Source organism: Bacteroides sp. Phil13 (genome assembly GCF_001940965.1).
In the GTDB taxonomy this organism is placed as follows: Bacteria; Bacteroidota; Bacteroidia; order Bacteroidales; family Bacteroidaceae; genus Bacteroides; species Bacteroides intestinalis.
In genome coordinates this window covers 364,563-389,873 of the sequence record NZ_MSHA01000103.1, presented here as the reverse complement: position 1 = coordinate 389,873, position 25,311 = coordinate 364,563, and the positions used below count along the sequence as shown (strand labels likewise).

21 protein-coding genes and 1 riboswitch are annotated in these 25,311 nt (G+C 43.2%); of the genes, 15 read left to right on the top strand and 6 right to left on the bottom strand.

Translation table 11 applies throughout. The annotated features are described in order from the left end of the window. Positions 1–57 precede the first annotated feature (57 nt). The 7 genes from BWI44_RS21615 to BWI44_RS21585 all read left to right on the top strand — a co-directional run bounded on the left by BWI44_RS21615 (position 58) and on the right by BWI44_RS21585 (position 7,852). The gene (locus BWI44_RS21615) at positions 58–2,604 is read left to right on the top strand and encodes a DUF5686 and carboxypeptidase-like regulatory domain-containing protein (RefSeq protein ID WP_195208166.1); all 2,547 of its coding nucleotides are present in this window, start codon (positions 58–60) and stop codon (positions 2,602–2,604) included. A 107-nt stretch (positions 2,605–2,711) separates the two neighbouring features. Then, complete coding sequence (locus BWI44_RS21610; RefSeq protein ID WP_138291167.1) at positions 2,712–4,001, top strand: inositol-3-phosphate synthase; 1,290 nt, start codon at positions 2,712–2,714, stop codon at positions 3,999–4,001. Between the two features lie 111 nt (positions 4,002–4,112). After that, positions 4,113–4,586 carry a phosphatidylglycerophosphatase A family protein gene (locus BWI44_RS21605; RefSeq protein ID WP_195208165.1) on the top strand — a complete coding sequence of 158 codons (474 nt, stop codon included), beginning with the start codon at positions 4,113–4,115 and terminating at the stop codon, positions 4,584–4,586. After that, positions 4,571–5,086: a GtrA family protein gene (locus BWI44_RS21600; protein WP_195208164.1), complete on the top strand. Its 516-nt coding sequence runs from the start codon at positions 4,571–4,573 to the stop codon at positions 5,084–5,086. Before BWI44_RS21605 ends, BWI44_RS21600 begins: the two co-directional genes overlap by 16 nt. 2 nt (positions 5,087–5,088) lie before the next feature. Beyond that, positions 5,089–5,742: a CDP-alcohol phosphatidyltransferase family protein gene (locus tag BWI44_RS21595; protein WP_044155256.1), complete on the top strand. Its 654-nt coding sequence runs from the start codon at positions 5,089–5,091 to the stop codon at positions 5,740–5,742. Further along, entirely contained in the window at positions 5,739–6,671 is a 933-nt protein-coding gene (locus BWI44_RS21590; RefSeq protein WP_195208163.1) for a phosphoinositol dihydroceramide synthase, read from the top strand. Before BWI44_RS21595 ends, BWI44_RS21590 begins: the two co-directional genes overlap by 4 nt. Further along, complete coding sequence (locus BWI44_RS21585; protein ID WP_195208162.1) at positions 6,671–7,852, top strand: iron-containing alcohol dehydrogenase; 1,182 nt, start codon at positions 6,671–6,673, stop codon at positions 7,850–7,852. Before BWI44_RS21590 ends, BWI44_RS21585 begins: the two co-directional genes overlap by 1 nt. 120 nt (positions 7,853–7,972) lie before the next feature. Here BWI44_RS21585 and BWI44_RS21580 read toward each other — a convergent pair whose 3' ends face one another. Then, the gene (locus BWI44_RS21580) at positions 7,973–9,547 is read right to left on the bottom strand and encodes an Rne/Rng family ribonuclease (protein WP_007214496.1); all 1,575 of its coding nucleotides are present in this window, start codon (positions 9,545–9,547) and stop codon (positions 7,973–7,975) included. A 273-nt stretch (positions 9,548–9,820) separates the two neighbouring features. After that, a complete protein-coding gene (locus BWI44_RS21575) occupies positions 9,821–10,096 on the bottom strand; it encodes an HU family DNA-binding protein (RefSeq protein ID WP_007214495.1) in 276 nt (91 codons plus the stop codon). 272 nt (positions 10,097–10,368) lie between these two features. Here BWI44_RS21575 and mutY point away from each other — a divergent pair, with 272 nt between their 5' ends. From mutY to tnaA, 6 genes are all read left to right on the top strand, one after another. Further along, positions 10,369–11,409 carry an A/G-specific adenine glycosylase gene (mutY, locus tag BWI44_RS21570; protein WP_195208161.1) on the top strand — a complete coding sequence of 347 codons (1,041 nt, stop codon included), beginning with the start codon at positions 10,369–10,371 and terminating at the stop codon, positions 11,407–11,409. Between the two features lie 78 nt (positions 11,410–11,487). Beyond that, positions 11,488–11,946, top strand: coding sequence for a single-stranded DNA-binding protein (locus tag BWI44_RS21565; protein WP_007664042.1), 459 nt, complete (start codon positions 11,488–11,490; stop codon positions 11,944–11,946). Positions 11,947–11,969: 23 nt separating this feature from the next. Further along, positions 11,970–13,316 carry a gliding motility-associated protein GldE gene (locus BWI44_RS21560; protein ID WP_195208160.1) on the top strand — a complete coding sequence of 449 codons (1,347 nt, stop codon included), beginning with the start codon at positions 11,970–11,972 and terminating at the stop codon, positions 13,314–13,316. A 13-nt stretch (positions 13,317–13,329) separates the two neighbouring features. Continuing rightward, on the top strand, positions 13,330–13,962 hold the full coding sequence (locus tag BWI44_RS21555; RefSeq protein ID WP_195208159.1) for a 4'-phosphopantetheinyl transferase family protein: 633 nt from the start codon (positions 13,330–13,332) through the stop codon (positions 13,960–13,962). A gap of 18 nt (positions 13,963–13,980) precedes the next feature. Continuing rightward, a complete protein-coding gene (locus BWI44_RS21550; protein WP_044533393.1) occupies positions 13,981–14,874 on the top strand; it encodes a M23 family metallopeptidase in 894 nt (297 codons plus the stop codon). Positions 14,875–14,995: 121 nt separating this feature from the next. Then, on the top strand, positions 14,996–16,369 hold the full coding sequence (gene tnaA, locus BWI44_RS21545) for a tryptophanase TnaA (RefSeq protein ID WP_007664030.1): 1,374 nt from the start codon (positions 14,996–14,998) through the stop codon (positions 16,367–16,369). A 69-nt stretch (positions 16,370–16,438) separates the two neighbouring features. Here the strand turns inward: tnaA and BWI44_RS21540 are convergent, their stop codons facing one another. The 4 genes from BWI44_RS21540 to phoB all read right to left on the bottom strand — a co-directional run bounded on the left by BWI44_RS21540 (position 16,439) and on the right by phoB (position 19,892). Further along, positions 16,439–16,669 (bottom strand): (4Fe-4S)-binding protein, encoded by a 231-nt coding sequence (locus BWI44_RS21540; RefSeq protein ID WP_195208158.1) that lies wholly within the window; start codon positions 16,667–16,669, stop codon positions 16,439–16,441. Positions 16,670–16,675: 6 nt separating this feature from the next. Next, entirely contained in the window at positions 16,676–16,981 is a 306-nt protein-coding gene (locus tag BWI44_RS21535) for a GNAT family N-acetyltransferase (RefSeq protein ID WP_195208157.1), read from the bottom strand. Positions 16,982–17,210: 229 nt separating this feature from the next. Next, positions 17,211–17,415: riboswitch (cobalamin riboswitch) on the bottom strand. 28 nt (positions 17,416–17,443) lie between these two features. Next, a complete protein-coding gene (phoR, locus tag BWI44_RS21530; RefSeq protein WP_195208156.1) occupies positions 17,444–19,228 on the bottom strand; it encodes a two-component system sensor histidine kinase PhoR in 1,785 nt (594 codons plus the stop codon). Continuing rightward, positions 19,203–19,892, bottom strand: coding sequence for a two-component system response regulator PhoB (phoB, locus tag BWI44_RS21525; protein ID WP_007664025.1), 690 nt, complete (start codon positions 19,890–19,892; stop codon positions 19,203–19,205). Before phoB ends, phoR begins: the two co-directional genes overlap by 26 nt. Positions 19,893–20,222: 330 nt before the next feature. On the opposite strand from phoB, the gene BWI44_RS21520 reads away from it, so the two are divergent. Together BWI44_RS21520 and BWI44_RS21515 are read left to right on the top strand one after the other, a co-directional pair. Continuing rightward, complete coding sequence (locus tag BWI44_RS21520) at positions 20,223–21,425, top strand: hypothetical protein (RefSeq protein ID WP_195208155.1); 1,203 nt, start codon at positions 20,223–20,225, stop codon at positions 21,423–21,425. A 743-nt stretch (positions 21,426–22,168) separates the two neighbouring features. Beyond that, complete coding sequence (locus BWI44_RS21515) at positions 22,169–25,309, top strand: SusC/RagA family TonB-linked outer membrane protein (RefSeq protein WP_229036026.1); 3,141 nt, start codon at positions 22,169–22,171, stop codon at positions 25,307–25,309. Positions 25,310–25,311: the final 2 nt, after the last annotated feature.

The following is a 25,311-nucleotide window of genomic DNA, read 5'->3' as shown; positions in this document are numbered from 1 at the left end:
TATCGCAGCAACTTGTAGCTTGTAGCTCGTAGCTTGTCACTTAATATATAAATAGGTATGAGGTTTACTTTTTTAAGGATTTTATTGTTCATCAGCCTTTGCTGGATGAGCTTCCCCCTGCAAGCACAATATGTGGTACAAGGTGTTGTTACAGACTCGTTAACCCGTGAGCCTCTCCCATATACATCTGTGTATCTGAAAGGTACTACCGAAGGAGGTATGACCGATGACAAAGGACAGTTTTCTTTCAAGACCTACCGCCCCCAAGCCGTGCTGGTTATTTCTGCCATTGGATATAATGAATACACCCGCCTTATTCATCCGGCACAAGGTATCCGCCTTACCATCGCCCTTTCGCCGGCAACGTATGCCCTAAATGAAGTGGTGGTAAAGCCCAAACGGGAGCGATATAAGAAAAAAGATAATCCCGCCGTGGAATTTGTGCGACAAATGATAGAACATCGGGATGACTATTCGCCCAAAGAGTTGGACTTCTGGCAACGGGATCGTTATGAGAAGATGACCTTTGCCATTAACAACTTCGACAGCGTAAAGCAGCAGAAGTGGCTTTATCGTAAATTCAAGTTCCTGACGGACTATGTGGATACTTCCGCCGTTACGGGAAAGCCCGTGCTTGCCGTTTCTAACCGTGAGCTGCTGGCTACGGACTATTACCGCAAATCTCCCAAAAGTCAGAAACAGCGCGTACATGCCCGCCGACAGGCCGGTGTGGATGAAATGCTTTCGCAGCAAGGCATGGAGCAAGCCATCAGTGTGACGATGACGGATGTAGATATTTATGAGAACAACATCACGCTGTTCACCAATAAGTTCGTAAGTCCACTCTCTTCCCTGGGCCCTTCATTCTATAAATATTATCTGATGGACACACTTACGATAGCGGGTCAGCCTTGTGTGGACCTGACGTTCGTACCCTTCAATTCCGAGTCATTCGGTTTTACGGGACACTTGTACGTTACTTTGGATAGTACCTATTTCGTGCGTCGTGCCACCATGAACTTTCCACAGAAAATCAATCTGAATTTTGTGGATTATATGTCTCTTGAACAGAACTTTACCCGTGGGGCAGACGGTACGCGCCAGTTGGTTGACGAACATATCACCACCGAATTCAAGCTGGTGGACAACAGTGACGGTATCTATGCCAAGCGGGATGTATATTACAGGAACTATGTGTATGAACCTTCTGCGGATGCCCTTTCGGCCTTTAAGAAGCCGGAAAAAGTGATTGAGCCGGCCGAAGCAACGCATCGCACGGAAGCTTACTGGGACGATAACCGTCAGGTGGAAGTCAGCAAGAAGGAAACTTCCGTTGATAAAATGATGGCGCAGCTTCGCACGTATCCTGTCTATTACTGGACGGAGAAGACCTTGAAAGTGCTGTTTACCGGATATATACCCGCGCCTAAAGAGAAAGAACCCCTGTTCTATATAGGTATGATGAATACCACCATAAGCGGCAACACCCTGGAAGGTGTGCGTCTGCGTGCGGGAGGTATGACTACGGCGTGGCTCAATCCGCACCTATTCTATAAAGGATACATGGCTTACGGTTTCAAAGACCATCGGATGAAGGGAATGGCGGAAGTGGAATATTCTTTCCATAAGAAGAAGGAGTATGCCAACGAATTTCCTATCCACTCTTTGAAAGCACGATATACCTCGGATGTAAACCAATACGGACAGCATTACCTCTATACCAGTCAGGACAACGTATTTCTGAGCTTAAAGCGCCAGAAGGACGACCGGATAGGCTATCAGCGCAAGGCGGAACTGACTTATACCAATGAGTTCCATTCCGGTTTCTCCTTTCAGCTCACTTCCCGCTTCCGGCAGGATGAGTCTTCGTATCTTATCCCTTTCCTGAAGCAGGATGAGATGGCAACGCCCGTGAAGAAAATATCGAATGCCGAGTTTGAAGTAAAATTGCGTTATGCGCCGAATGAAAAATTCTTTCAGACGCAATGGAACCGCTTCCCAGTATCGCTGGATGCGCCGGTCTTCTCGCTTTCACATACGATGGCTGCAAAAGGAGTGTTGGGTGGTGATTATACCTATCAATATACAGAGGCAGGTTTCCAGAAACGTTTCTGGTTTTCGGCCTTCGGCTATACCGACGTTATCCTGAAAGCCGGGAAAGTTTGGAATAAAGTACCTTTCCCGTTACTGATTATCCCGAACGCCAACCTTTCTTATACTATTCAGCCGGAGTCTTACTCCCTGATGAATGCCATGGAGTTTATGAACGATGAATATGCTTCGTGGGACGTTACTTATTATCTAAATGGCTTTTTGTTCAACCGCGTACCTTTGCTGAAAAAGTTGAAATGGCGTGAAGTCCTTTCGTTTCGGGGATTGTACGGGAACTTGAGCGACAAAAATAATCCGACAGTCAGCAATGACCTTTTTCGTTTTCCCGTCACAACCTCTTATATGGGGGATACCCCTTATATGGAGGTGGGTATCGGTGTAGAGAATATTTTGAAGGTTCTCCGTTTCGATTATGTATGGCGATTAACTTACAGAAATCTGCCTGGAATTGATAAATCCGGTCTTAGAATCAGTCTGCATATGACATTTTAACTTAAATCTTACTAACAGAACATTAAATCGGATAAAATGACGAGTCTCAATTGAACAAAATAGCCTAAATTTGAGCAATTTTTTAAACTTTAAAAGATACAATGGCAATGAAAGAAAACATTAAGCCGGCAACTGGTCGTTTGGGTGTACTGGTAGTCGGAGTGGGTGGCGCGGTCTCAACCACCATGATAACGGGTACATTGGCTGCTCGTAAGGGACTGGCAAAACCTATTGGGTCTATTACACAGATGGCCACAATACGCATGGAGAACAACGACGAAAAGCTGATTAAGGACGTAGTGCCTTTGGCAGACTTGAACGACATTGTTTTCGGCGGATGGGATATCTTCCCTGATAATGCATACGAAGCCGCGATGTATGCGGAAGTCCTGAAAGAAAAAGACTTAAATCTGGTAAAAGAGGAATTGCAAGCCATCAAACCGATGCCTGCTGCCTTTGACCACAACTTTGCAAAACGTCTGAATGGTACATACATCAAGCAGGCTGCCACCCGTTGGGAAATGATGGAGCAACTGCGTGAGGATATCCGTAACTTCAAGGCTGCCAACAACTGCGAGCGTATTGCTGTGCTGTGGGCTGCAAGTACTGAAATCTACGTTCCGTTGTGTAAAGAACACGAGTCGCTTGCTGCTTTGGAAGAAGCAATGAAGGCTAATAACACGGAAGTGATTTCTCCGAGTATGTGCTACGCTTATGCTGCAATTGCAGAAGGTGCTCCGTTCATCATGGGTGCTCCTAACTTGTGTGTAGATACTCCGGCAATGTGGGAATTCTCTAAGAAGATGAATGTGCCCATCTCCGGTAAGGACTTCAAGAGTGGACAGACACTGATGAAAACAGTGCTCGCTCCGATGTTCAAGACTCGTATGCTGGGTGTAAGCGGTTGGTTCTCTACTAACATCTTGGGTAACCGTGATGGCGAAGTGCTCGATCAACCCGAAAACTTCAAAACAAAAGAAGTTAGCAAGTTGTCTGTTATCGATAACATCTTCGAACCTGAAAAATTCCCCGATCTCTATGGCGATGTTTACCACAAGGTTCGTATCAACTACTATCCTCCCCGTAAAGATAATAAGGAAGCATGGGATAACATCGACATCTTCGGATGGATGGGGTACCCGATGGAAATCAAAGTAAACTTCCTGTGCCGTGACTCTATTCTTGCAGCTCCTATTGCACTTGACCTCGTTATTTTCAGTGACCTGGCATTGCGTGCAGGTATGTCTGGAATCCAGACTTGGCTGTCATTCTTCTGCAAGAGCCCGATGCACGACTTTGAGCATGAACCGATTCATGATCTGTTCACTCAATGGAGAATGGTGAAAGAAACAATCCGTACGATGGTGGGTGAAAAATCACCGAGCTATCTGGATTAATCATAGTAGTAGGATGATAAAATGGTAAAATGATAGGATGGTAAGATTGTATCGCGCTATCTTATCATTTTACCATTTATCATCTTATCATTTTTTTTATATCTTTTTTCTATGAGGAGACCTTCCTTCTTCCCTGTCCTGATAGGCACGGGCTTCGGCTCAGGCTTTTCTCCCTTTGCTCCGGGCACGGTGGGCGCTTTACTCGCTACGCTAATCTGGTTCGGACTTTCTTTACTCATATCAGAAACTTGTCTGTTGTGGACGACTGTTGCATTGATATCCCTGTTCACCGTAGCCGGAATCTGGGCTACCGACCGTCTGGAACCTTACTGGGGTGAAGATCCGTCGCGCGTGGTGGTGGATGAAATGGTAGGTGTGTGGATTACGCTCCTGGCAGCTCCGGCAGGTCATGTCTGGTATGGACTGGCAGCATTTGTATTGTTCCGTTTCTTTGATATTCTGAAACCGCTGGGCATCCGGCGGATGGAAAAACTGCCGGGTGGAGTGGGAGTGATGATGGACGATGTATTGGCAGGAGTGTATGGTTTTATTGTTTTAATTGCGACAAGATGGTTGATGGAGTAGAAGAACGGAGTCGTTTTGCAGGTTGGCGCAGGGAAGTGTGGCTTTTTATGAAAGCGCAGCTTTCTGCACAGATAGCTACTGTAATCGATTTTCTGATAACTATTCTTTTGGTGAAATTATTTGGTATATACTATTTATATGCCACCTTTATAGGTTCCGTGATTGGCGGTATCGTGAATTGCGTCATGAATTACAAGTGGGTCTTTAAGGCAGAGGACTGCAAGAGACTGCACGTAGCAATAAAGTATTTTGTAGTGTGGGGTGGGAGCATCCTTATAAACACTTGGGGTACTTTTGCTTTGACGGAGTGGCTGGCACGGATGAAGTGGGTGAACGGACTGTTGGGATATTATGTCTATGATGTATTTATCCTGTCCAAAATTTCTGTGGCCTTGCTGGTTGCATTTTTCTGGAACTACTATTTGCAACGGGTCTTCGTCTACCGGAACCACAACTTAAAAAGATTTCTGAAACAACGTTTGGAGAAAAAAATAGAATGAACATGAATTACAGAGATTGGCTGCAACAGGTGATATACAAGATTATCAATCCCGTTGTGCGCGGCATGATTAAAATTGGCATTACGCCTAACTTTATTACTACTACCGGGTTGATACTTAACATTGTGGCTGCCGGTATATTTATTTATGCAGGGTTAGTGACAGATTCGGAAGAGGATCTTTCTTTGGTGGGATGGACAGGCGGACTGATACTCTTCGCCGGGTTGTTTGACATGATGGATGGCCGTGTGGCGCGTCTTGGCAATATGTCTTCCACTTTCGGGGCATTGTACGATTCGGTGCTCGACCGTTACAGTGAACTGTTTACCTTGTTCGGTATATCCTATTATCTCATATTACAAGGTTATTTCTGGGGTTCCATTATCACTTTTCTTGCTTTGATCGGTTCGCTGATGGTAAGTTACGTACGCGCACGTGCCGAAGGTCTGGGACTGGAATGTAAAGTAGGTATTATGCAGCGTCCTGAGCGAGTGGTGCTGACCAGTCTGGGAGCTTTGTTCTGTGGTATATTTTCCGATTGCACACTCTTCGACCCGATGTTGATCCTGATTGTTCCTCTGGCAATCATTGCCGTATTGGCTAATCTGACGGCTTTTGTCCGTCTGGCACATTGCTATAAACTTTTGAATAAATGATAAAAAGATATTTCCCTCCGGTAAGAGAGACGGTATTGCTGGTAGTCATTACGTTGGCTTTTCTGTTGCTGACAGCTACTTGTATCGGGCTTCGTACGGAGCATTTTCTAATGACGGGCTTGTTCCTGGTTCTGTTTTTTGCAGGAAAGACAACCCGTAAGCTGGCAGTGGCTTTACTGCCTTTTGTTATCTTCGGAATTTCATACGACTGGATGCGGGTGTATCCCAATTATCAGGTGAATCCTATTGATGTGCAGGGTTTGTATGAAGCGGAGAAATCCCTTTTCGGTATATCTGTGAATGGGACGACACTTATTCCTTGCGAATACTTTGCCATACATCACTGGTCGATTGCTGACTTCTTTGCAGGCGTGTTCTATCTTTGTTGGGTGCCTGTGCCTATAGCTTTCGGTTTGTGGCTTTATCTGAGGGGAGATCGCCAGATGTATCTCCGTTTTGCTATGGTCTTCCTGCTGGTTAATCTTATTGGCTTTGCAGGATATTATATTCATCCTGCCGCTCCCCCCTGGTACGCTATGAACTATGGATTTGAGGCGATGCTGGATACTCCGGGAAATGTGGCAGGGTTGGGACGCTTTGACGAACTGCTGGGATGCACGATCTTCGACTCTATCTATGGGCGTAATGCAAATGTATTTGCAGCCGTCCCTTCGCTGCATGCGGCATATATGGTTGTGGCGTTGGCTTATGCTGTTATGAACCGCTGCAAGGGCTGGCTGATAGCATTATTTGCGTTTATCATGGTGGGTATCTGGTGTACGGCTGTTTATTCGGGGCATCATTATCTGATTGATGTATTATTGGGAATATTCTGTGCTCTCCTGGGTATCTTTGTCTTTGAAAAAGGATTGATGAAATGGGGAGTGTTCAAGCGCTTCTTCGAACGTTATAGTAAATATATCCGTTAATGAATAATTTTGTTTTTTACAGTCCTACCGAATTTGTATTCGGTAAGGCTACGGAAATGCAAGTCGGTGCACTGGCGCGGAAGCATGGTGCGCGGAAAGTGATGATCGTGTACGGCGGCGGCTCTGTTGTACGGAGTGGTTTGCTGGATAGGGTGAAGCAATCCTTGCAGGAAGCAGGGATTGAATATTGCCTGATGGGTGGTGTGCAGCCCAATCCGGTAGATACGAAAGTGTATGAAGGCATTGAATTCTGCCGTCGTGAACAGGCTGATATGCTGTTGCCTGTGGGTGGAGGCTCTGTCATTGATACGGCCAAAGCCATAGCAGCAGGTGTGCTTTATGAGGGTGACTTCTGGGATTTCTATATCGGAAAGGCTAAAGTGACCAAAGCGTTGAAGGTAGCCGTTGTGCTGACTATTCCTGCTGCCGGAAGTGAAGGTTCCGGTAATACGGTTATAACGAAACTGGACGGTTTGCAGAAACTCAGTCTGCGTGTACCGGAAGTTTTGCGTCCGGTATTCTCTATTATGAATCCGGAACTTACTTATACTTTGCCGCCCTTTCAGACTGCCTGCGGTGTGGCTGATATGATGGCTCATATCATGGAGCGTTATTTTACGAACACTCAGGAGGTGGAAATTGGAGATCGTCTTTGTGAAGGCACTTTGATGGCTATCATCAATGAAGCTCCCAAGGTAATGAGAAATCCTGAAGATTACGGTGCGCGTGCCAACTTGATGTGGGCGGGCATGATTGCGCATAATGGTACCTGTGGCGTAGGTTGTGAGGAAGATTGGGCTTCGCACTTCCTGGAGCATGAAATCAGTGCTATTTATGGTGTTACCCACGGTGCCGGGTTGTCTGTTATCTTTCCTGCCTGGATGACGTGGATGGTAGAACATAATGTGGGAAAGATAGCTCAATATGCCGTTCGGGTATGGGGTGTTCCTGAATCAGAAGATAAGAAAGCGGTTGCTTTGGAGGGTATTGGTAAGCTAAAAGCTTTCTTTAGTTCTCTTGGTCTGCCTGTGACATTTGAAGAACTGGGTGTTGAAGACCCTGATATTGACCGTCTGGCGGATAGTCTGCACCGCAATAAGGGAGAGTTGGTAGGGAATTATGTGAAGCTGACGAAGCAGGACAGCAAAGAGATTTATCGCCTTGCATGTGCAGAGGAGTGAGTGATGGTTCGCTTCTGTATAAAGGGTGAGTTGCTTTAAAATATCGGTCAATAATTTTGAAAAGTTGGCGATAAAAATAAAAAATACGGCGAAGTTTCTGATTTACTTCGCCGTATTTTCTTATTTAATTTCGAATTCTTCCTTCATGTCAATCTCTTCCCCTTGCGGGTCGTAGAATACATATTCCAGGAACGCGAGTTTCTGGCTTGGAATAATCTTGATACCAAATCCGTATTTCATTTGCCATTTCCGTTTCAGGGAAACGAGTCCCTGATTGATGTAAGCAGCAATATACGGGTGGATGTGTAACGAGAATTTCTTAATCTTCAGTTTGTTGACTAAGTAATCAATTTTACTCTCTAAAGTGTCCGTAAAGAGGATAGAGGACTTGATGGTGCCTTTTCCGAAACAGGTGGGACAGATTTCTGTGGTATTGACATCCATTGCCGGGCGCACACGCTGGCGGGTAATCTGCATCAGTCCGAATTTGCTGAGCGGTAGGATGTTATGTCTTGCCCTGTCTTTCTGCATGTTGGCACACATACGTTCGTAAAGCTTTTGTCTGTTTTCGGCTTCGTTCATATCAATGAAGTCCACCACAATGATACCACCCATATCTCTCAGTCGCAGCTGGCGAGCCAGTTCATCGGCAGCTCCCAGATTCACTTCGAGTGCGTTGGCCTCCTGCCCGTTGGCATTCTTGGTGCGGTTACCGCTGTTCACGTCTACTACGTGAAGCGCCTCAGTATGCTCAATAATCAGGTAGGCACCACTCTTGTATGAAACCGTCTTGCCAAACGAAGACTTGATCTGCTTGGTGATACCAAAATTGTCATAAATGGGGAGTTGTCCTTTATACAGTTTTACGATTCCTGCCCGGTCAGGGGCGATAAGAGTTACGTAGTCCTTGATTTCGTGGAACACGGCTTCGTCGTTGACGTGGATGTTCTCGAAAGAAGGATTGAATAAGTCGCGCAATAAGCCTACGGCACGACTGGTTTCTTCGTAAATCAATGTCGGGAATTTAGTAGCTTTCTGTATTTTGGTAACAGCATCTTCCCAGTGCTTTAATAAAACTTTAAGCTCTCCGTCGAGCTCGGCTACGCGTTTCCCTTCGGCAACGGTGCGGACGATCACTCCGAAATTCTTCGGTTTGATGCTCATCAGCAATTGTTTGAGGCGGGCGCGTTCTTCGCTCGATTTAATTTTTTGTGATACGGAAACCTTGTCGTTGAAAGGTATCAGCACCAGATATCTTCCGGCAAATGAGATTTCGGAAGTCAGGCGCGGACCTTTGGTAGAGATAGGCTCCTTGACAATTTGCACCACTACTTCTTGTCCCACCTTGAGTGTATTGGCAACGGTACCATCTTTTTCAAGATCGGGAAGTATGGTTGCTTTGGTGATTTGCGGTAGTTTCTTTTTATCGCTTAAAGTCTGCTTTACGTATTTCTCTAACGAGTTAAATTGAGGACCTAAGTCCAGATAATGAAGAAAAGCATCTTTCTCGTAACCCACGTCCACGAAGCAGGCATTCAGGCCGGGCATCAATTTCTTGATTCGTCCTAAATACATGTTGCCCACTGAGAAAGAAAGATTTCTTCCTTCGCTTTGAAGTTCCACTAGGCTCTTGTCTTCAAGAAGGGCGATGGAGACCTCTTTGGGCTGTACGTCTACAACGAGTTCGCTTGTCACAATTTTTTCTTGCTTTTAGGTTCTAAAGTCAACGAGGTTATAAGTAACCTTGTTGACTACAAATTACTACTTAAACAAAGAACAAACCCGCGAGACAAATAGCTTCACAAGTTTGTTCTTTATTTCTGTCCTCCAGACTAAAAATTACTTTTTGCTTTTATGTCTGTTCTTTCTTAGTCTTTTTTTACGCTTGTGCGTAGACATTTTATGTCTTTTTTTCTTCTTTCCGCTAGGCATAGCTTCAATAATTTAATAGGTTAATACTCTTGTTTATTATTTCTTCACGGAGATGGTGAATGTTTTTGCAGGCTTAAATGCCGGAATGTTGTGTTCCGGAATGATAATCGTAGTATTCTTGGAGATGTTACGAGCAGTTTTCTGTGCTCTTTTCTTCACTACGAAGCTACCAAACCCGCGGAGGTAAACATTTTCATCTTTCGATAAAGATGCCTTTACTGTGTCCATGAACGCTTCAACCGTAGTAAGCACTGTTACTTTGTCAATCCCGGTGTTCTTTGTAATTTCGTTTACAATATCAGCTTTAGTCATTTTTCTTAAAAAAAAATATTATTACTATAGTTTCCTAATTTTTTGGACTGCAAATATATAGCTTTTTACGCTCTCTAAAAAATATATTCTGGACAATTTTCTAAAAAAGTCTTTTGATTAAGGTTTGTTAGGGGGAAAAAGAGCTAATTTTGTGTCGTTGAAAGGGCTACACCCTTTTGTACAAAGGGTGTAGCCCTGAATGGCAAAGGGTGTAGTCATCCGGGGCGAAAGGTGTAGCCCTTTTTGTGTTTTTATAACTATCTGTAATAGAGATGAATATATTCAGTGAGAAATTGATAGCCTGGTATGCCGAAAACAAGCGTGAATTGCCTTGGCGGGATACCATCGACCCTTATATTATATGGATTTCGGAGATTATCCTGCAACAGACCCGGGTCGTGCAAGGTTATGATTATTTTTTGCGTTTTATCCATCGTTTTCCTAATGTGACAGCCTTGGCCAAAGCACCGGAAGATGAGGTGATGAAATGCTGGCAAGGACTGGGGTATTACTCCCGTGCGCGCAATCTGCATGCGGCGGCAAAAAGCATGAATGGTGTTTTTCCGACTACTTATGAAGGGGTGCGTGCGCTGAAGGGGGTAGGGGACTATACTGCTGCGGCTATCTGTTCATTTGCCTACGGTATGCCTTATGCTGTGGTGGATGGGAATGTCTATCGTGTGCTTTCGCGCTATTTCGGCATCGATACGCCGGTGGACAGTACGGAAGGCAAGAAGCTGTTTGCTGCTTTGGCAGAGGAGATGATGGATAAATCGCAGCCTGCCGTTTACAATCAGGCGATAATGGATTTCGGTGCCATACAGTGTACACCGCAATCGCCGAATTGCCTGTTTTGCCCTTTGGCGGACAGTTGTTCCGCCCTGAAGGAGGGTACGATAACGAAGTTGCCCGTAAAACAGCATAAGACGAAAACCACCAATCGTTATTTTAACTATATATATGTACGTGTGGGCGCGTGTACCTATTTACATAAGCGGACAGGGGATGATATCTGGAAAAATCTTTTCGAATTTCCGCTGGTAGAAACGGAAGTGCCTGTGACGGAAGAAGAGTTTCGTGAATTGCCGCAGGTATGTGCGCTTTTTGCAGACGGGGAGGCTTCGGGACTACGCTTAATCAGTGGAAATGTGAAGCATGTGCTCTCTCACAGGGTGATTTATGCCAATTTCTATGAAGTTGTTTTACCGGAAAATTCCACTTCTTTTTCTGCCTTCCAGCGGGTGAAAACAGAGGATTTGGAGCAATATGCAGTCTCTCGCCTGGTGCATGCCTTTCTGGAGAAATATCTATAAAAGTTGCGCTAACTCTTGCATTGTGTGATTATTCTGTTTAATTTTGGCAGCAAATTCAAATAAAAAGAAAAAAGGCTTATGTCAGTAAATAAAGTAATATTGATTGGAAATGTAGGTAGAGACCCTGAAGTAAGATACCTGGATTCCGGTATCGCTGTGGCTTCTTTGCCTTTGGCTACTACAGACCGTGCATACACATTGGCTAACGGTACGCAGGTACCCGAACGGACGGAATGGCACAATCTGGTACTTTGGCGCGGACTGGCAGAAACAGCCGAAAAATATGTGCATAAAGGGGATAAACTTTATGTGGAAGGCAAAATCCGTACCCGTTCATACGATGATCAGACTGGTGCAAAGCGCTATGTTACGGAAATCTTTGTGGACTCTATGGAGATGCTGAGCCCCAGAGGAACTGTTGCACCGGGTGCTGCCGCTCCGCAACCGGGGATGTCACAAGGTGCTCCCGCACAACCCATGGCACAATCGCAGGCAACCCCTGCACAAGATAATACAACGGACGATTTACCGTTCTAATTGTTTAACTAAAACCAAGATCTTTGGACCCAGACGCTTATTTATGCCAATTGGCAGATGTTTTTAATGGTATATCCGTACATAGCCCTACTATTTCGGCAATTATCGCCATTGTGTTGGCAGGTTTGCTGTTGCTCGTATCAGGCTTTGCCTCAGCTTCAGAAATAGCCTTTTTCTCTCTTTCTCCATCCGACTTGAGTGCCATTGATGAGAAGAAACACCCATCGGATGAGAAAATTAGTAAACTTTTGGAGGATACGGAAAGGTTGCTGGCAACCATTCTGATAACAAACAATTTTGTGAATGTGACTATCATCATGCTCTGCAACTTCTTTTTCATGAGTGTGTTTGAGTTTCATTCTCCTATTGCGGAATTTCTGATACTGACCGTCATCCTGACTTTCCTTCTGCTTCTTTTCGGCGAAATCATGCCGAAGATTTATTCAGCACAGAAGACGTTGGCTTTCTGTCGTTTTTCCGCTCCGGGTATATGGATGTTTCGTTCCCTCTTTTATCCGGTAGCTTCTATGCTGGTACGTTCCACTTCGTTCCTGAATAAGCATTTTGCCCGTAAAAACCATAATATTTCGGTAGACGAACTTTCCCATGCCCTTGAATTGACGGATAAGGAGGAACTGAAAGAAGAGAATAATATTCTGGAAGGTATCATTCGTTTTGGCGGTGAAACGGCGAAGGAGGTGATGACTTCCCGTCTGGACGTAGTCGATCTGGATATCCGCACGCCTTTCAAGGATGTATTGCAATGTATTATCGAAAATGCTTATTCCCGCATTCCTATTTATTCCGAGAACCGGGATAATATCAAAGGTATCTTATATATCAAGGACTTGTTACCCCATTTGAATAAGGTAGACTTCCGTTGGCAATCGCTGATACGTCCGGCCTATTTTGTTCCGGAAACTAAGATGATTGACGATTTGCTGCGTGATTTTCAGGCCAATAAGATTCATATAGCTATTGTGGTTGATGAATTTGGCGGTACGTCGGGAATTGTGACGATGGAGGATATCATCGAGGAGATAGTCGGGGAGATTCACGACGAATATGATGACGAAGAACGTACGTATGCAGTGTTGAACGATCATACGTGGGTGTTTGAAGCCAAAACGCAGTTGACGGACTTTTATAAGATTACGAAGGTGGATGAGGAAGTCTTTGATGAGGTGGCGGGTGATTCCGATACGCTTGCAGGATTATTGCTGGAGCTGAAAGGCGAGTTTCCGACCCTGCATGAAAAGGTTACTTACGATCACTATGAGTTTGAAGTCTTGGAGATGGATAACCGCCGTATTCTTAAAGTGAAGTTCACCATCAATACTCCTCCGTCGGATTCCGATAAGAAAGATTGATTTATAAAATAAGATGCCTCTTTTCATACAACATACGTATCCTTCCTACAAGTGGGGAGTCTGGAAGATGGATGAAACGCTGGATGAACTGCTGAATATGCTTCCGCAACAGGAAACATACCTGGAAGGGTTGCAGCGTTTCTCTGCTGAACATCGCCGTTTGGAGTGGCTGTCGGTTCGTGTGTTGCTGTTCACTCTATTGGGAGAGGAAAAGGAAATTGCTTACTATCCCAGCGGGAAGCCGTATCTGGCAGATAAATCTGCATCTATCAGTATTTCTCATACGCGTGGATATGTATCGGTGATTATCGGTGAAGCTGGTAAGGAAGTGGGTATTGATATAGAGCAATACGGTGAACGGGTGCATAAGGTGGCGCATAAATATATGCGTGCTGATGAACCCCTTTCTTCGTATCAGGGAACGGATACCTGGGCGTTGTTGCTCCATTGGTCGGCCAAAGAAGTGATGTTCAAGTGCATGAACACGCCGGAGGTTGATTTCCGTGAACATCTCCGTATTTTCCCTTTTACGGTTACTGAAAAAGGAGCTTTCTCAGCTGAAGAGTACAGAACGCCGGAGCAGCGTAAATTTGAGATCCGATATCTCCTGCATCCGGACTTTGTGCTGACCTGGCAAGTCGATTAATTTTAAAAACATGATACTATGAAACTACAACGCTATTTCTGTCTTCTTCTTTTTGGCTTGCCTCTGTTGGTTTATGCACAGTCGAATAAGACTGTTACGGTAAGTTATGAACGGTCTGCCAAGGGGGAAGTGACTTTCTATTCCGAAACTCAGTCGCATACGCCTTATACGGTATCTATGACTTTTTCCCGGTTGAGTAATACGACTTCCACCGAGGGGGAGATTTATGATGCCGTCATTCATTATGGCAAAACACGGCTGTTGACTTTGCGTCCGTCTACGGAAAATGTTCCGATTGGATTCTCCTATCGCTATACCTATAGAAAAGGAAATAACCGTTTGAAGGCAGATACTAACTTTGTATACCTTTTCCCTTTAGCGCCTGGTAAGGTGGTTCGGGTTAACCGGATGGTGTCTTTAGAGAAATTCTTTGGGAAGGAAGGAGAGAAACGAATTACGGGACTTGGTTTTTCTACTACTGCCGGTGATACCATTTTTGCTTCCCGTGGCGGACTTGTGACCGAGGTTGTTGATAATGCCGCTTCCACTTCTGAAAATACATCGTTTCATGCAACGGAAAATTATCTGGAAGTTTTCCATAAGGACGGAACTTTTGCCCGTTATAAATTATTCCAGAATGGAGGGATCTTTGTTTCTCCGGGTGAAGAGGTGATTCCGGGACAGCCGCTTGGCATCATTGGCGGTGAGAACTACAAGCAAGGTTCCCATTTGCGTTTCAGTATCTATTGTCCTGATAGGCCGGATTACTCGTATGTACCTGATTTTTGTCTTTCCCAGGAGGAAGTAGGCAAGCCTGAACCTCGTGTGATGTATAAGTCCTGGCATCCTGTCGCGATTGTTGTGCGGGAGATGAGTAAGAAGGAGAAGAAGAAATTTCTGTCAAAGGAATGAACTGTTGACAAAAAGATAGTAAAACTTTTGTTTAATCCTGTATAAATGCTTATATTCGACCCGTGGAAGATTTTCTACGGGTCTTTTTGTTAACTAAATGTCAAAATAATAAGCAAGCACTATGGAATTACCTTTTGCAGAGTCTTGGAAAATTAAAATGGTGGAACCCATTCGGAAGAGTACCCGCCAGGAACGTGAGCAGTGGCTGAAAGAAGCCCATTACAATGTGTTCCAGCTGAAATCCGAGCAAGTATATATCGATTTGATAACCGACTCCGGTACGGGAGCAATGAGCGATCGCCAATGGGCAGCGATGATGTTGGGCGACGAAAGTTATGCAGGTGCTTCCTCCTTCTTCAACCTGAAAGAAGTGATCACCCGTCTGACTGGTTTTGAATATGTCATTCCCACCCATCAGGGACGTGCAGCCGAGAATGTGCTTTTCTCTTACCTGGTACATGAGGGAGATATTGTTCCGGGTAACTCTCACTTTGATACCACCAAAGGGCATATTGAGGGCCGGAAGGCCATTGCTTTGGATTGCACCATCGATGAAGCGAAAAATACTCAGTTGGAAATACCTTTTAAAGGCAATGTCGATCCTGTGAAATTGGAAAAAGCATTGCAGGAGCATGCTGACCGTATACCGTTTATCATCGTTACCATTACGAACAACACGGCCGGCGGACAGCCCGTATCCATGCAGAACCTTCGTGAAGTCCGTGCTCTTGCGGATAAGTATCATAAACCTGTATTATTTGACTCCGCACGTTTTGCGGAAAATGCTTACTTCATCAAAATGCGTGAAGATGGCTATAGCGGTAAAACAATCAAGGAAATTACGAAAGAGATGTTCGAACTGGCAGATGGTATGACTATGAGTGCCAAGAAGGATGGTATCGTCAATATGGGAGGCTTCATTGCTACACGAAAAAAAGATTGGTACGAAGGTGCCAAAGGCTTTTGCGTGCAATATGAAGGGTATCTTACTTACGGTGGTATGAATGGTCGTGACATGAATGCACTTGCCACAGGACTGGATGAGAATACGGAATTTGATAATCTGGAAACCCGCATCCGTCAGGTAGAATATCTGGCAAAGAAGTTGGATGAATACGGTATTCCTTATCAGCGTCCAGCAGGCGGACATGCCATTTTTGTGGATGCAACGAAGGTACTGACGCATGTACCGAAGAATGAATTCCCGGCACAGACTCTAACGGTTGAATTGTATCTTGAAGCCGGTATCAGAGGATGTGAAATCGGTTATATTCTGGCAGACCGTGATCCGGTTACTCGTGAGAACCGTTTTACCGGATTGGATTTATTGCGTCTTGCTATTCCCCGCCGCGTATATACGGATAATCACATGAACGTGATAGCAGTAGCGTTGAAGAATGTTTTCGACCGTCGTGAAAGTATTACTAATGGAGTCCGTATTACTTGGGAGGCTCCCCTGATGCGTCATTTCACTGTTCAATTGGAACGTACATAACTGCTTTCTTTTTCATAATACAAATGAGGTTACCCGGATTCATATATTGAAGGGGTAACCTCATTTCTTTTATTTATCTTCTTTCTCGTTATTCATTCTGTAACTTAATGCTCCCGACGGGCATTTCTTGATTTGAGCGATCAATTCTTCCGTCGTTGCATTTTCAGCCGTTATCCACGGTTTTTCTTTCGGATGATACACATTCGGAAGGGTTTTGGTACAAATGCCCGCATGTTGGCACAGACTGGGTTGCCAGATGATGGTCACTTCCCCGTTCGTATATTCTTTTTTTATATTCATAACTATTTATTGTTGAATGTGAATACCTTTCATTACAATTTTTTTCCATTCGGGATGTTTGTGAATGTATCCCGCTACAAACGGGCAGAGAGGTACTAACCTTAGTCCTTGTTTTTCTATATCTTTTAATGCTTTTTCTACTAACTGGCTGCCGATGCCTTTACCACCCAGTTGAGTGGGTACTTCGGTGTGTGTCAGGTAAATCTCCCCATTCGTTGATTTTATATACTCAATCTTTGGAGTATATTGATCGACATGGAACTCATATTGGTGACGTTCTTCATTGTCGATCAGTTTATAATCTGCTTCCATAACTCTTCGTATTGATTGTTTACTGCATGTATAACACGCGGATGATGAAATTTGTTTTGGGAAAGTTACAGAATAAAATGTCCGGGCGAAATCCCTTCGACCGGACACCATTCAAATAAACTTGGCAGAGTTTATTGTTCCTTACTTTCTTTGAAGCCGAGTGGATGAATGAAATGAGGGGACGATTTGCCCGTTTCATTTAGACTCAACGCTTTTTCCTCGAAAGCAGTGATAGAAACAGTGCATGGCAGGTCTTCTGACTTGTTTCTGTTGCCAGGCGCCTTCCCGGAAGCGGACTTCCAGTGGCTATTGGTAGTTTGCCTGCAACCTATCATGAAACTTACAGCAGCGGGACTGTTCAGGATTTGCACCTGATTCCCTTTTAATTACCGTCTCCGAACAAAGACAGTAAACCAATGCATCGCAAAGATAAGGAAAAAAGTGATTAGTGCAAACCGTTTCTTACTTTTCCTTTGCCAGGGTGAATACGAATTCTAATCCGCCCCTCTGGTTGTTCTTGGCCGAAATGGTACCTCCATGGATGATTACCGAGTTCTTTACGATAGCCAATCCCAATCCTGTACCGCCCAGTTTGCGTGAACGTCCTTTATCCACCCGGTAGAAGCGTTCGAATAAGCGGTTCAGATGTTCGGGAGAGACGCCCACGCCGGTATCGGCAAAACTAAAGTAGTAGAAGTTCTCGTCCTCGCGGAAACAGCTGATGTTGATGCGTATATCCGTGCCTGCATAAGCAATGGCATTGTCCATCAGGTTGCGGAAAATGGAGTATAGCAGGGAGTAATTTCCCCGTAGTTGTATCTTCGGTTTTAGGGAGTTGACTACGGTGATATGCTTTTCTTCCAGTTCCAGGGATACCTCGTTTACGATATTGCCTACCAACAGGCTGATGTCTACTTTCTCCATGTCGATCATGTTGGCGGCTTCGTCCATACGCGTTAATACGGAGATGTCGCGTAGCAGTCGGCTTAACCGGTTGCTTTGGGCATAACATCGCTCTATGAATGTCTGCATCTTTTCCCGGGAAATGTTTTCATTGTTGACGATGGTTTCCAAATATCCCTGTATGCTACTGACCGGAGTCTTCAGTTCATGTGCGATGTTCTGCGTCAACTGGCGTTTCAGGCGGATCTGCTCTTCTTCCTGAGTGATGTCATTGATGGATATCTCGAAGCTTAAATCCTGGAATATAATACATTCCACAATAAACATACGTCCATTCTTATTGATGCTGATAGACATACGCTTTTCTTCCTTGCCCGGACGCTTGGGAGCTTTGTTGATGAAATCCGTGATTTTCTGGAACTCACTGATGGAGAATATTTCCTCTGTTGTTTGCAGGTTGGAGTCTGAAATCAGATTGCTGTACTGTGTGAACAGGTTGTTGACCAGGATTTCTTTCTTGTCCTTATTGAATACGCCCAATCCTTCATGTGAGGTTTGTAAGTGGGTGATCAACTTCTCCCGCTCAATGTATAGCGCCTCTTTGGTTTCACGCAGTCGCTTGTATATCTGGATGATATGCTGTGAAATCTCTCCCAGTTCGTTGTGCGGGAAGGCGGATTGCATATCTGTTTCCACAGGCTCATTCTTGTCAGCACGTTTGGCAAACTCACGTAGCTGATTGATGGCTGTCCCCAGTTTAGAGGTGAACTTGTAGAAGATGAATATTAATAGCAATGATACGATGACGGTAAACCAGATATAGTGCTGGTCTGCTGCAAGGTGTCTTACAAGGTTCAGGTCGTAGGGGAGGGCGGAACGTATGATGTAGCCCTCATAGAGTGTGGCGGAATAGAAGTAGGGCACTCCCGTTGTTTCGGAAGTACGGCGTACATCATACCCTTTTCCTTCTGCCAGTGCTTTTTGCACTTCCGGGCGGTTGATATGATTGCCTAATTTCTGATTTTCGTAGCTGTCATATAATACGTCACCCTGTACATTAACTACCGTAATACGTAAATCCTGTTTGATGTATTTTTGCAGGTATCGTTCCAGTGTGGTGTTCCATAAGCTGTCCGGAATGCGGGCAAGCTCCTGGTGCAACCGTTCATTATAGTCCTGTAGCTGTATATCCAGCAGATCTACCTTGTATTCTTTCTCACGTTGGTATTGATACGCCAAGAAGCATCCGGCAAATACCAGAAACAGTGAAATGACCGAAAGAAATAACCTTCGGCTGAACGACAGGAAATGTGTGGTATTATTCAGCTTCGAAGCAGTATCCATATCCTAAGCGAGTTACGATGCATTTTCCATAAATACCTATTTTCTTACGCAAACGGGTGATGTTCACATCGATGGTGCGGTCCAGTACATAGACCTCGTCGCTCCATATCCGTGCCAGTATATCTTCGCGGGAGAATACGCGTCCTTTGCTCTGGAGGAGTAAAAGTAATATCTCAAATTCTTTTTTGGTGAGAGGGGCTTCTTCCCCATCGATACTAACTTTCTTTTTCACAATATCAATGACTAATGTTTTGTAGCTGATTTGCTCCGGTGCCCGTTCCTGTTCTCCTTGTTGGGTGCGGCGCAATACAGCTTTGACACGTGCGATGACTTCACGCAGAGAGAAAGGTTTGGAGATGTAGTCATCAGCTCCCAGATTGAAGCCGGTTACCGTATCATTTTCCGTATCCTTGGCAGTGATGAATATAATAGGTACCTGAGCGGTTTTCTTATCTTTCTTTAGCAGGCTGGCCATTTTGAAACCGGATATTTCTCCCATCATCACGTCCAGTAGCAACAAGCTGTAGCTACCGATATCCATTTTCAATGCCTCTTCGGCAGAATGGGCCGTGTCCACTTCATACCCTTCATTTTCAAGGTTGAATTTCAGGATCTCGCAAAGGTCCTCTTCATCGTCTACAACTAAAATACGATAATCGTTCATTGCTTTTTCTAATTAATATGAGGTATTCAAAACAAATTCTCCTACCACAAAGTTATACTTTATTTCTTTTCAGCGACAAAGATGCGGTGTTTTTGTTACGGGAAAGTGAAACACGTGTTACAATTCGGTTACATTTTAGTATGTGCTGAAGGTCATCCGGTACATACCAAGTCCGTACCAAGACCGTGTCAAAGCCGTATCAAGTCCAAACGTATAGGTACGGAGATGGTACGGAGTTGATCCGGTTTTGGTAGAGTGAAGAACTGTAAACTATTACTTTTGCATTCCAGTTTTTATACTTACCTTTGTCTTAATATAAATAACATTGGTATGAAAGAGTTGACTAATATAAATTTTCGGCGATATAAATGGCGTTTGCCCGCTCTGATAGCTTTATTGGTGGTGGTTGTGGCAGGTTCCTTTTGGCTGAATACGGCTCCGTTCCGTTCCGGGTTTGAGATAACGGATGAGCTGGGAGGCAATATTTTTCCTTCCAGTATCCTTTCTGTAGCAACAACGGATGTGCAGGTCATTGTTCCGGCTGATTCTTTATATGTGGGTAATTCTAAATCCTGTATTTCTATCCGGATTCGTTCAGGAAAGGCGTACAGCAGGGTACGTATTGAAGTTGCTGAAACTCCGTTCTTTTCCCGTTCCGTATCTGAGTTTGTGTTGGCTAAACCACGGACGGAATATACGATCTATCCCGATATTATCTGGAATTACGAAGCGCTGAAGAATAATAATCAGGCGGAACCGGTAAGTGTGGCTGTTAAGGTAGAAATGAATGATAAGGATTTGGGACAGCGGGTTCGTACTTTTTCAGTTCGCAGCATCAATGAGTGTCTGTTGGGGTATGTCACGAACGGGACTAAGTTTCATGATACAGGAATTTTCTTTGCGGCATACGTTAATGAGGAGAATCCGATGATTGACAAATTGTTGCGTGAAGCACTGAATACCCGTATTGTCAATCGTTTCTTGGGCTATCAAGGTGGCAATGCAGAAGTGGTGGACAAGCAAGTCTATGCTCTATGGAACGTGCTTCAAAAGCGTAATTTCCGTTACAGTTCTGTTTCCAATACCAGTTTGTCCAGTAATGTGGTCTTTTCCCAGCGTGTTCGCACGTTTGATGATGCACTGGAGTCTTCGCAGATTAACTGTGTGGATGGTAGCGTGCTGTTTGCTTCCTTGCTTCGTGCTATTAATATAGAACCAATATTGGTTCGTACTCCGGGACACATGTTTGTGGGGTATTATACAGATGCCGGTCGCAAGAATATGAACTTCCTTGAAACTACTATGATTGGAGATGTGGATCTGGATGATTTCTTTCCGGATGAGAAGCTGGATTCAACGATGGTAGGTAAATCACAGAATCAAATGTCACGACTAACATTCGATAAGTCAAAGCAATACGCTAATAATAAGTATAAGCAAAATGAAGAAGGAATACATTCCGGGAAATTGAATTACATGTTTTTGGAGATTTCTAAGGATGTGAGAAGGAAGATACAGCCCATTGGAAAGTAATGTAAAATTGAATAGTAAAGTTAAGTTCTTTGGGAACTTGGTGTATTCTCTCGATCGGCTGCTTTAGCCAAATATGGAGAAGATATCCCAAACAATACAAGCAATACTAATGATAAGTGATAATTGTTTTTCATAAGCTATATAATTTGGATTTGTTTGCAAAAATATAAATTAGTTTGATATTTGTGTTATATTAAGTATTAAAAATATGTAAACGAATACTAATATATTTATTTCTCTTCTTTGCTGAGACTTATATTTCATTCTTAATACATGAAATACTACTTTATCTAAAAATCATATTGTATTTATTTCTGCTGATATATATGTTATATTGAAAGTATATTATAAATAATTGTTTGTAATATTGGTGAATATGTTGTATTTAGTTTCTATGTGATTGTATTCTCTTAAAACAATAATATAGTAATATTTATATTTTATATATATAAATTCTAAAAAATATAGAATGTTATTATCAAGCTGAGATAGAAATCAATTAGACTTTCATTACTTAACTGGTTTAATTGATGTGAATATTGATATTTGATTATTAATAATTAGGCTGGCTGATTTTTTATTTATTCATGCAATTATTCTTTTTAGTCAATATCAGGTTCTTCGGTGAGATTAATGAGATGTTATGTATTATTAAGTAAGTATCAGGTCGTCCAGTATCCAGTAAAAAAAGAGTAAGTACTTTTCCGGAAGATAATATAAAAATAACAATAAATAGGCGTTTGTTGTACTTATATATAAATGTTGATACACCAAGTTCCCAAAGTACTCAACAAGCAAAGAAAATCACGGGAAAAGTTGTAGATGCAACGGGTGAGCCAATCATTGGTGCCAGCGTATTAGTAAAGGGTACAGGCACGGGTACTGTTACTAATGTAGATGGCGGATTCTCTGTAGATGCCCAGTTGGGTAGCACATTAGTAATTTCATTCGTGGGGTATACTTCAGCTGAAGTTAAGGTAGGTGCAGGAAATGTATATACAGTGACCTTGAAAGAAGATGCCCAGACTTTGAATGAAGTTGTGGTGACTGCTATGGGTATTAAAAAGGAAAAGAAGGCTTTAGGCTATGCTGTATCTGATATTAACTCAGAAGAATTATTGAAGAACAAAAATACCAATGTTATTAATTCATTGGCAGGTAAGGTTCCAGGTGTAAATATTACGCAGAGTAGTGGTGCGGCAGGTGCCGGTGCAAGTATTATCATTCGTGGTGGTAATTCTACTTCAGAAGGTCGCGAGAACCAGCCTTTGTTTGTGGTGGATGGAATTATTTATGATAACTCTACACAAGTAGTGGGGAATAGCGGTACTGATGGTATGACGCGTAGTAATACAACCTACTCAAATCGTGTGATGGATATCAATCCGGAAGATATTGAGACCATGTCCATATTGAAAGGTGCTGCTGCAGCTGCTTTGTATGGTTCGCGTGCTGCCGATGGTGCGATTATTATAACTACTAAAAAAGGCGCTGAAGGTTCTGTTAAAGTTGACTTTTCCAGTAAGTTGAGTAGCTCATGGGCTACTAAGCTACCGGAAGTTCAGACGGAATTTGGCCGTGGATACTATTCAAATAATGGTGTTTTGGATGATTTGACTTACTTGTCATGGGGAGAGAGAATCGCTTCCGGTACCCAACTATATGATAACATTGGTGACTTCTTCCAAAATGGTGCTGTTTGGGATAATAATGTTAGCATTTCCGGTGGAACTAAAAATAGTTCATTCTTTTTGTCTGCATCTAATTATGATCAAACGGGTATTGTTCCTAAAACAGGTTATAATAAAACAACAGTCCGCTTTAATGGTGAACAGAAATATGGTCGTTTGACGGTAGGTGCTAACGTTTCCTATTCTATAGCAGATACAGATAAGACATTAACTTCCGCAGGTTTATATGACGGTGGTGGTAATGGTACCATGACTGCACTTTACAGTTGGCCCCAGACCGAAGACATGTCGAAGTACTTGAATGAGGATGGTTCTAAATATCGTTTGTTTGATGGTCGTCTGGATTTGGCAAGCGATAAGGAAAATCCGTATTGGATTATAAATAAAAACAAGCTGTCGGATAATACAAAGCGCTTTACCGGTGCAGCAAATGCTTCTTTCAAAATAGCAGACTGGTGGGATGTTTCAGCACGTGTAGGTTACGACCAATATACGACGGAAGCATATACTTATATTGCTCCGGGCTCTGTTGCAAAAGAAATGTATCAGAATGGTCGTCTGAATAAGAGTGACTATACTTACAATTATATTTCAACGAATGTGATGAGTAATTTCCATAAAACCTTTGGTGATTTCGATCTGAATTTATTGGTAGGTACTACTACTGAAAGTACTGAGCGTCATAACCAAACCCATTGGGGATATGACTTTATTACGGCAGGTACAATCAGCTTTAATAATATATCAAAAGAAAATCAATTCTTTAAAGATGCTACATCAAAGAAAAGACTGGTAGGCGTATATGGTGAATTTCGTGCTTCTTATAAAAATATTGCTTATCTCACAGTCACAGGTCGTAATGACTGGTCATCTACTTTACCTATTGATAATCGTTCTTATTTCTATCCCTCCGTCAGCGGTTCATTTGTATTCACCGAGCTGTTTAGCAAGAACGATATACTTACTTTCGGCAAGGTACGTGCCAGTTGGGCACAAGTCGGCAAGGATGCTAACGCTTATGCCACGTTAACTTATCTGGAAACTCCTATTACTTATGGTTCTTTTACCGGGGTTGGAAATCAGTATGTGCTTGGCAATGCATATCTGAAACCTGAGATCCAGACGGCATGGGAAGTAGGTACAGAATTGAGATTTTTAGGTGGACGTTTAGGGTTGGACTATACTTATTATCATAGTCAGACCAAAAATCAAATCGCTTCTCCTCGTTTGTCTAATGCAAACGGTTCCATAATGTCTTCTATCAATTCAGGTTCTGTAATCAATAATGGTATGGAAATAGCTATTACCGGTAAGCCTATTGTAACAAAAGACTTTGAATGGAATATTACTTTAAATACTTCTTATAACCGTGGTAAATTGGGTGATTTTCTGGATGGTGTAAGTATGTTCTATCCGACAGATGCGCAGTTCGGTACGGTAAAAGCTGCCTCTGTTCCGAATGGTGGTAAATTCCTTGCATTGGTTGGTAGTCGTTTTGCTTATGAAACTACCGGAGAGGATAATCAAGAAATCATAGGCGGAAGATATCAGGTAGATGCTACTACAGGGTTATATAAAATTCATTCTTCTACAAGTGAAGTTGTCGGTAACCGTGAACCGAAATTTATAGGTGGTTTGAATAATACATTCCACATTAAGGATTTGACGCTTTCTTTCTTGCTTGATTTCCGCATTGGCGGTGATGTATATAACGGTACTGAATACTATATGGTGTCAAATGGATTAAGCAAACGCACCTTGGAAAATGGTCGTGAATATGTGACGGTGACTGGAGTAGACAGTAAAACTGGAGCAGATATTAATCAGACCTATTATGCTGACCAAAGTTATGATATCAATGGCGTTACATATTCCGGTAAGGCCATGATAAAGAAATACTGGGATAACTATTGTTCAAACTCCTATAACTTTATAACTTCTGTAAATTGGTTGAAATTGCGCTCTTTATCTGTCAGCTATGATTTCACGAAGCTAATAAAAAGACAGAATGTTATTAAGAGATTATCGGTAACTGCTACCGGAACAAACTTGTTTACTTGGACAAACTATAAGGGCATGGACCCTGAAGTTAGTACGGCTGGTGGTACAGGCGGTTCCGGTGCTACAGGTATTGATTATTGTAGCGTTCCGTCAACATCCAGTTTTTCTTTTGGCGTTAATCTTACATTCTAATA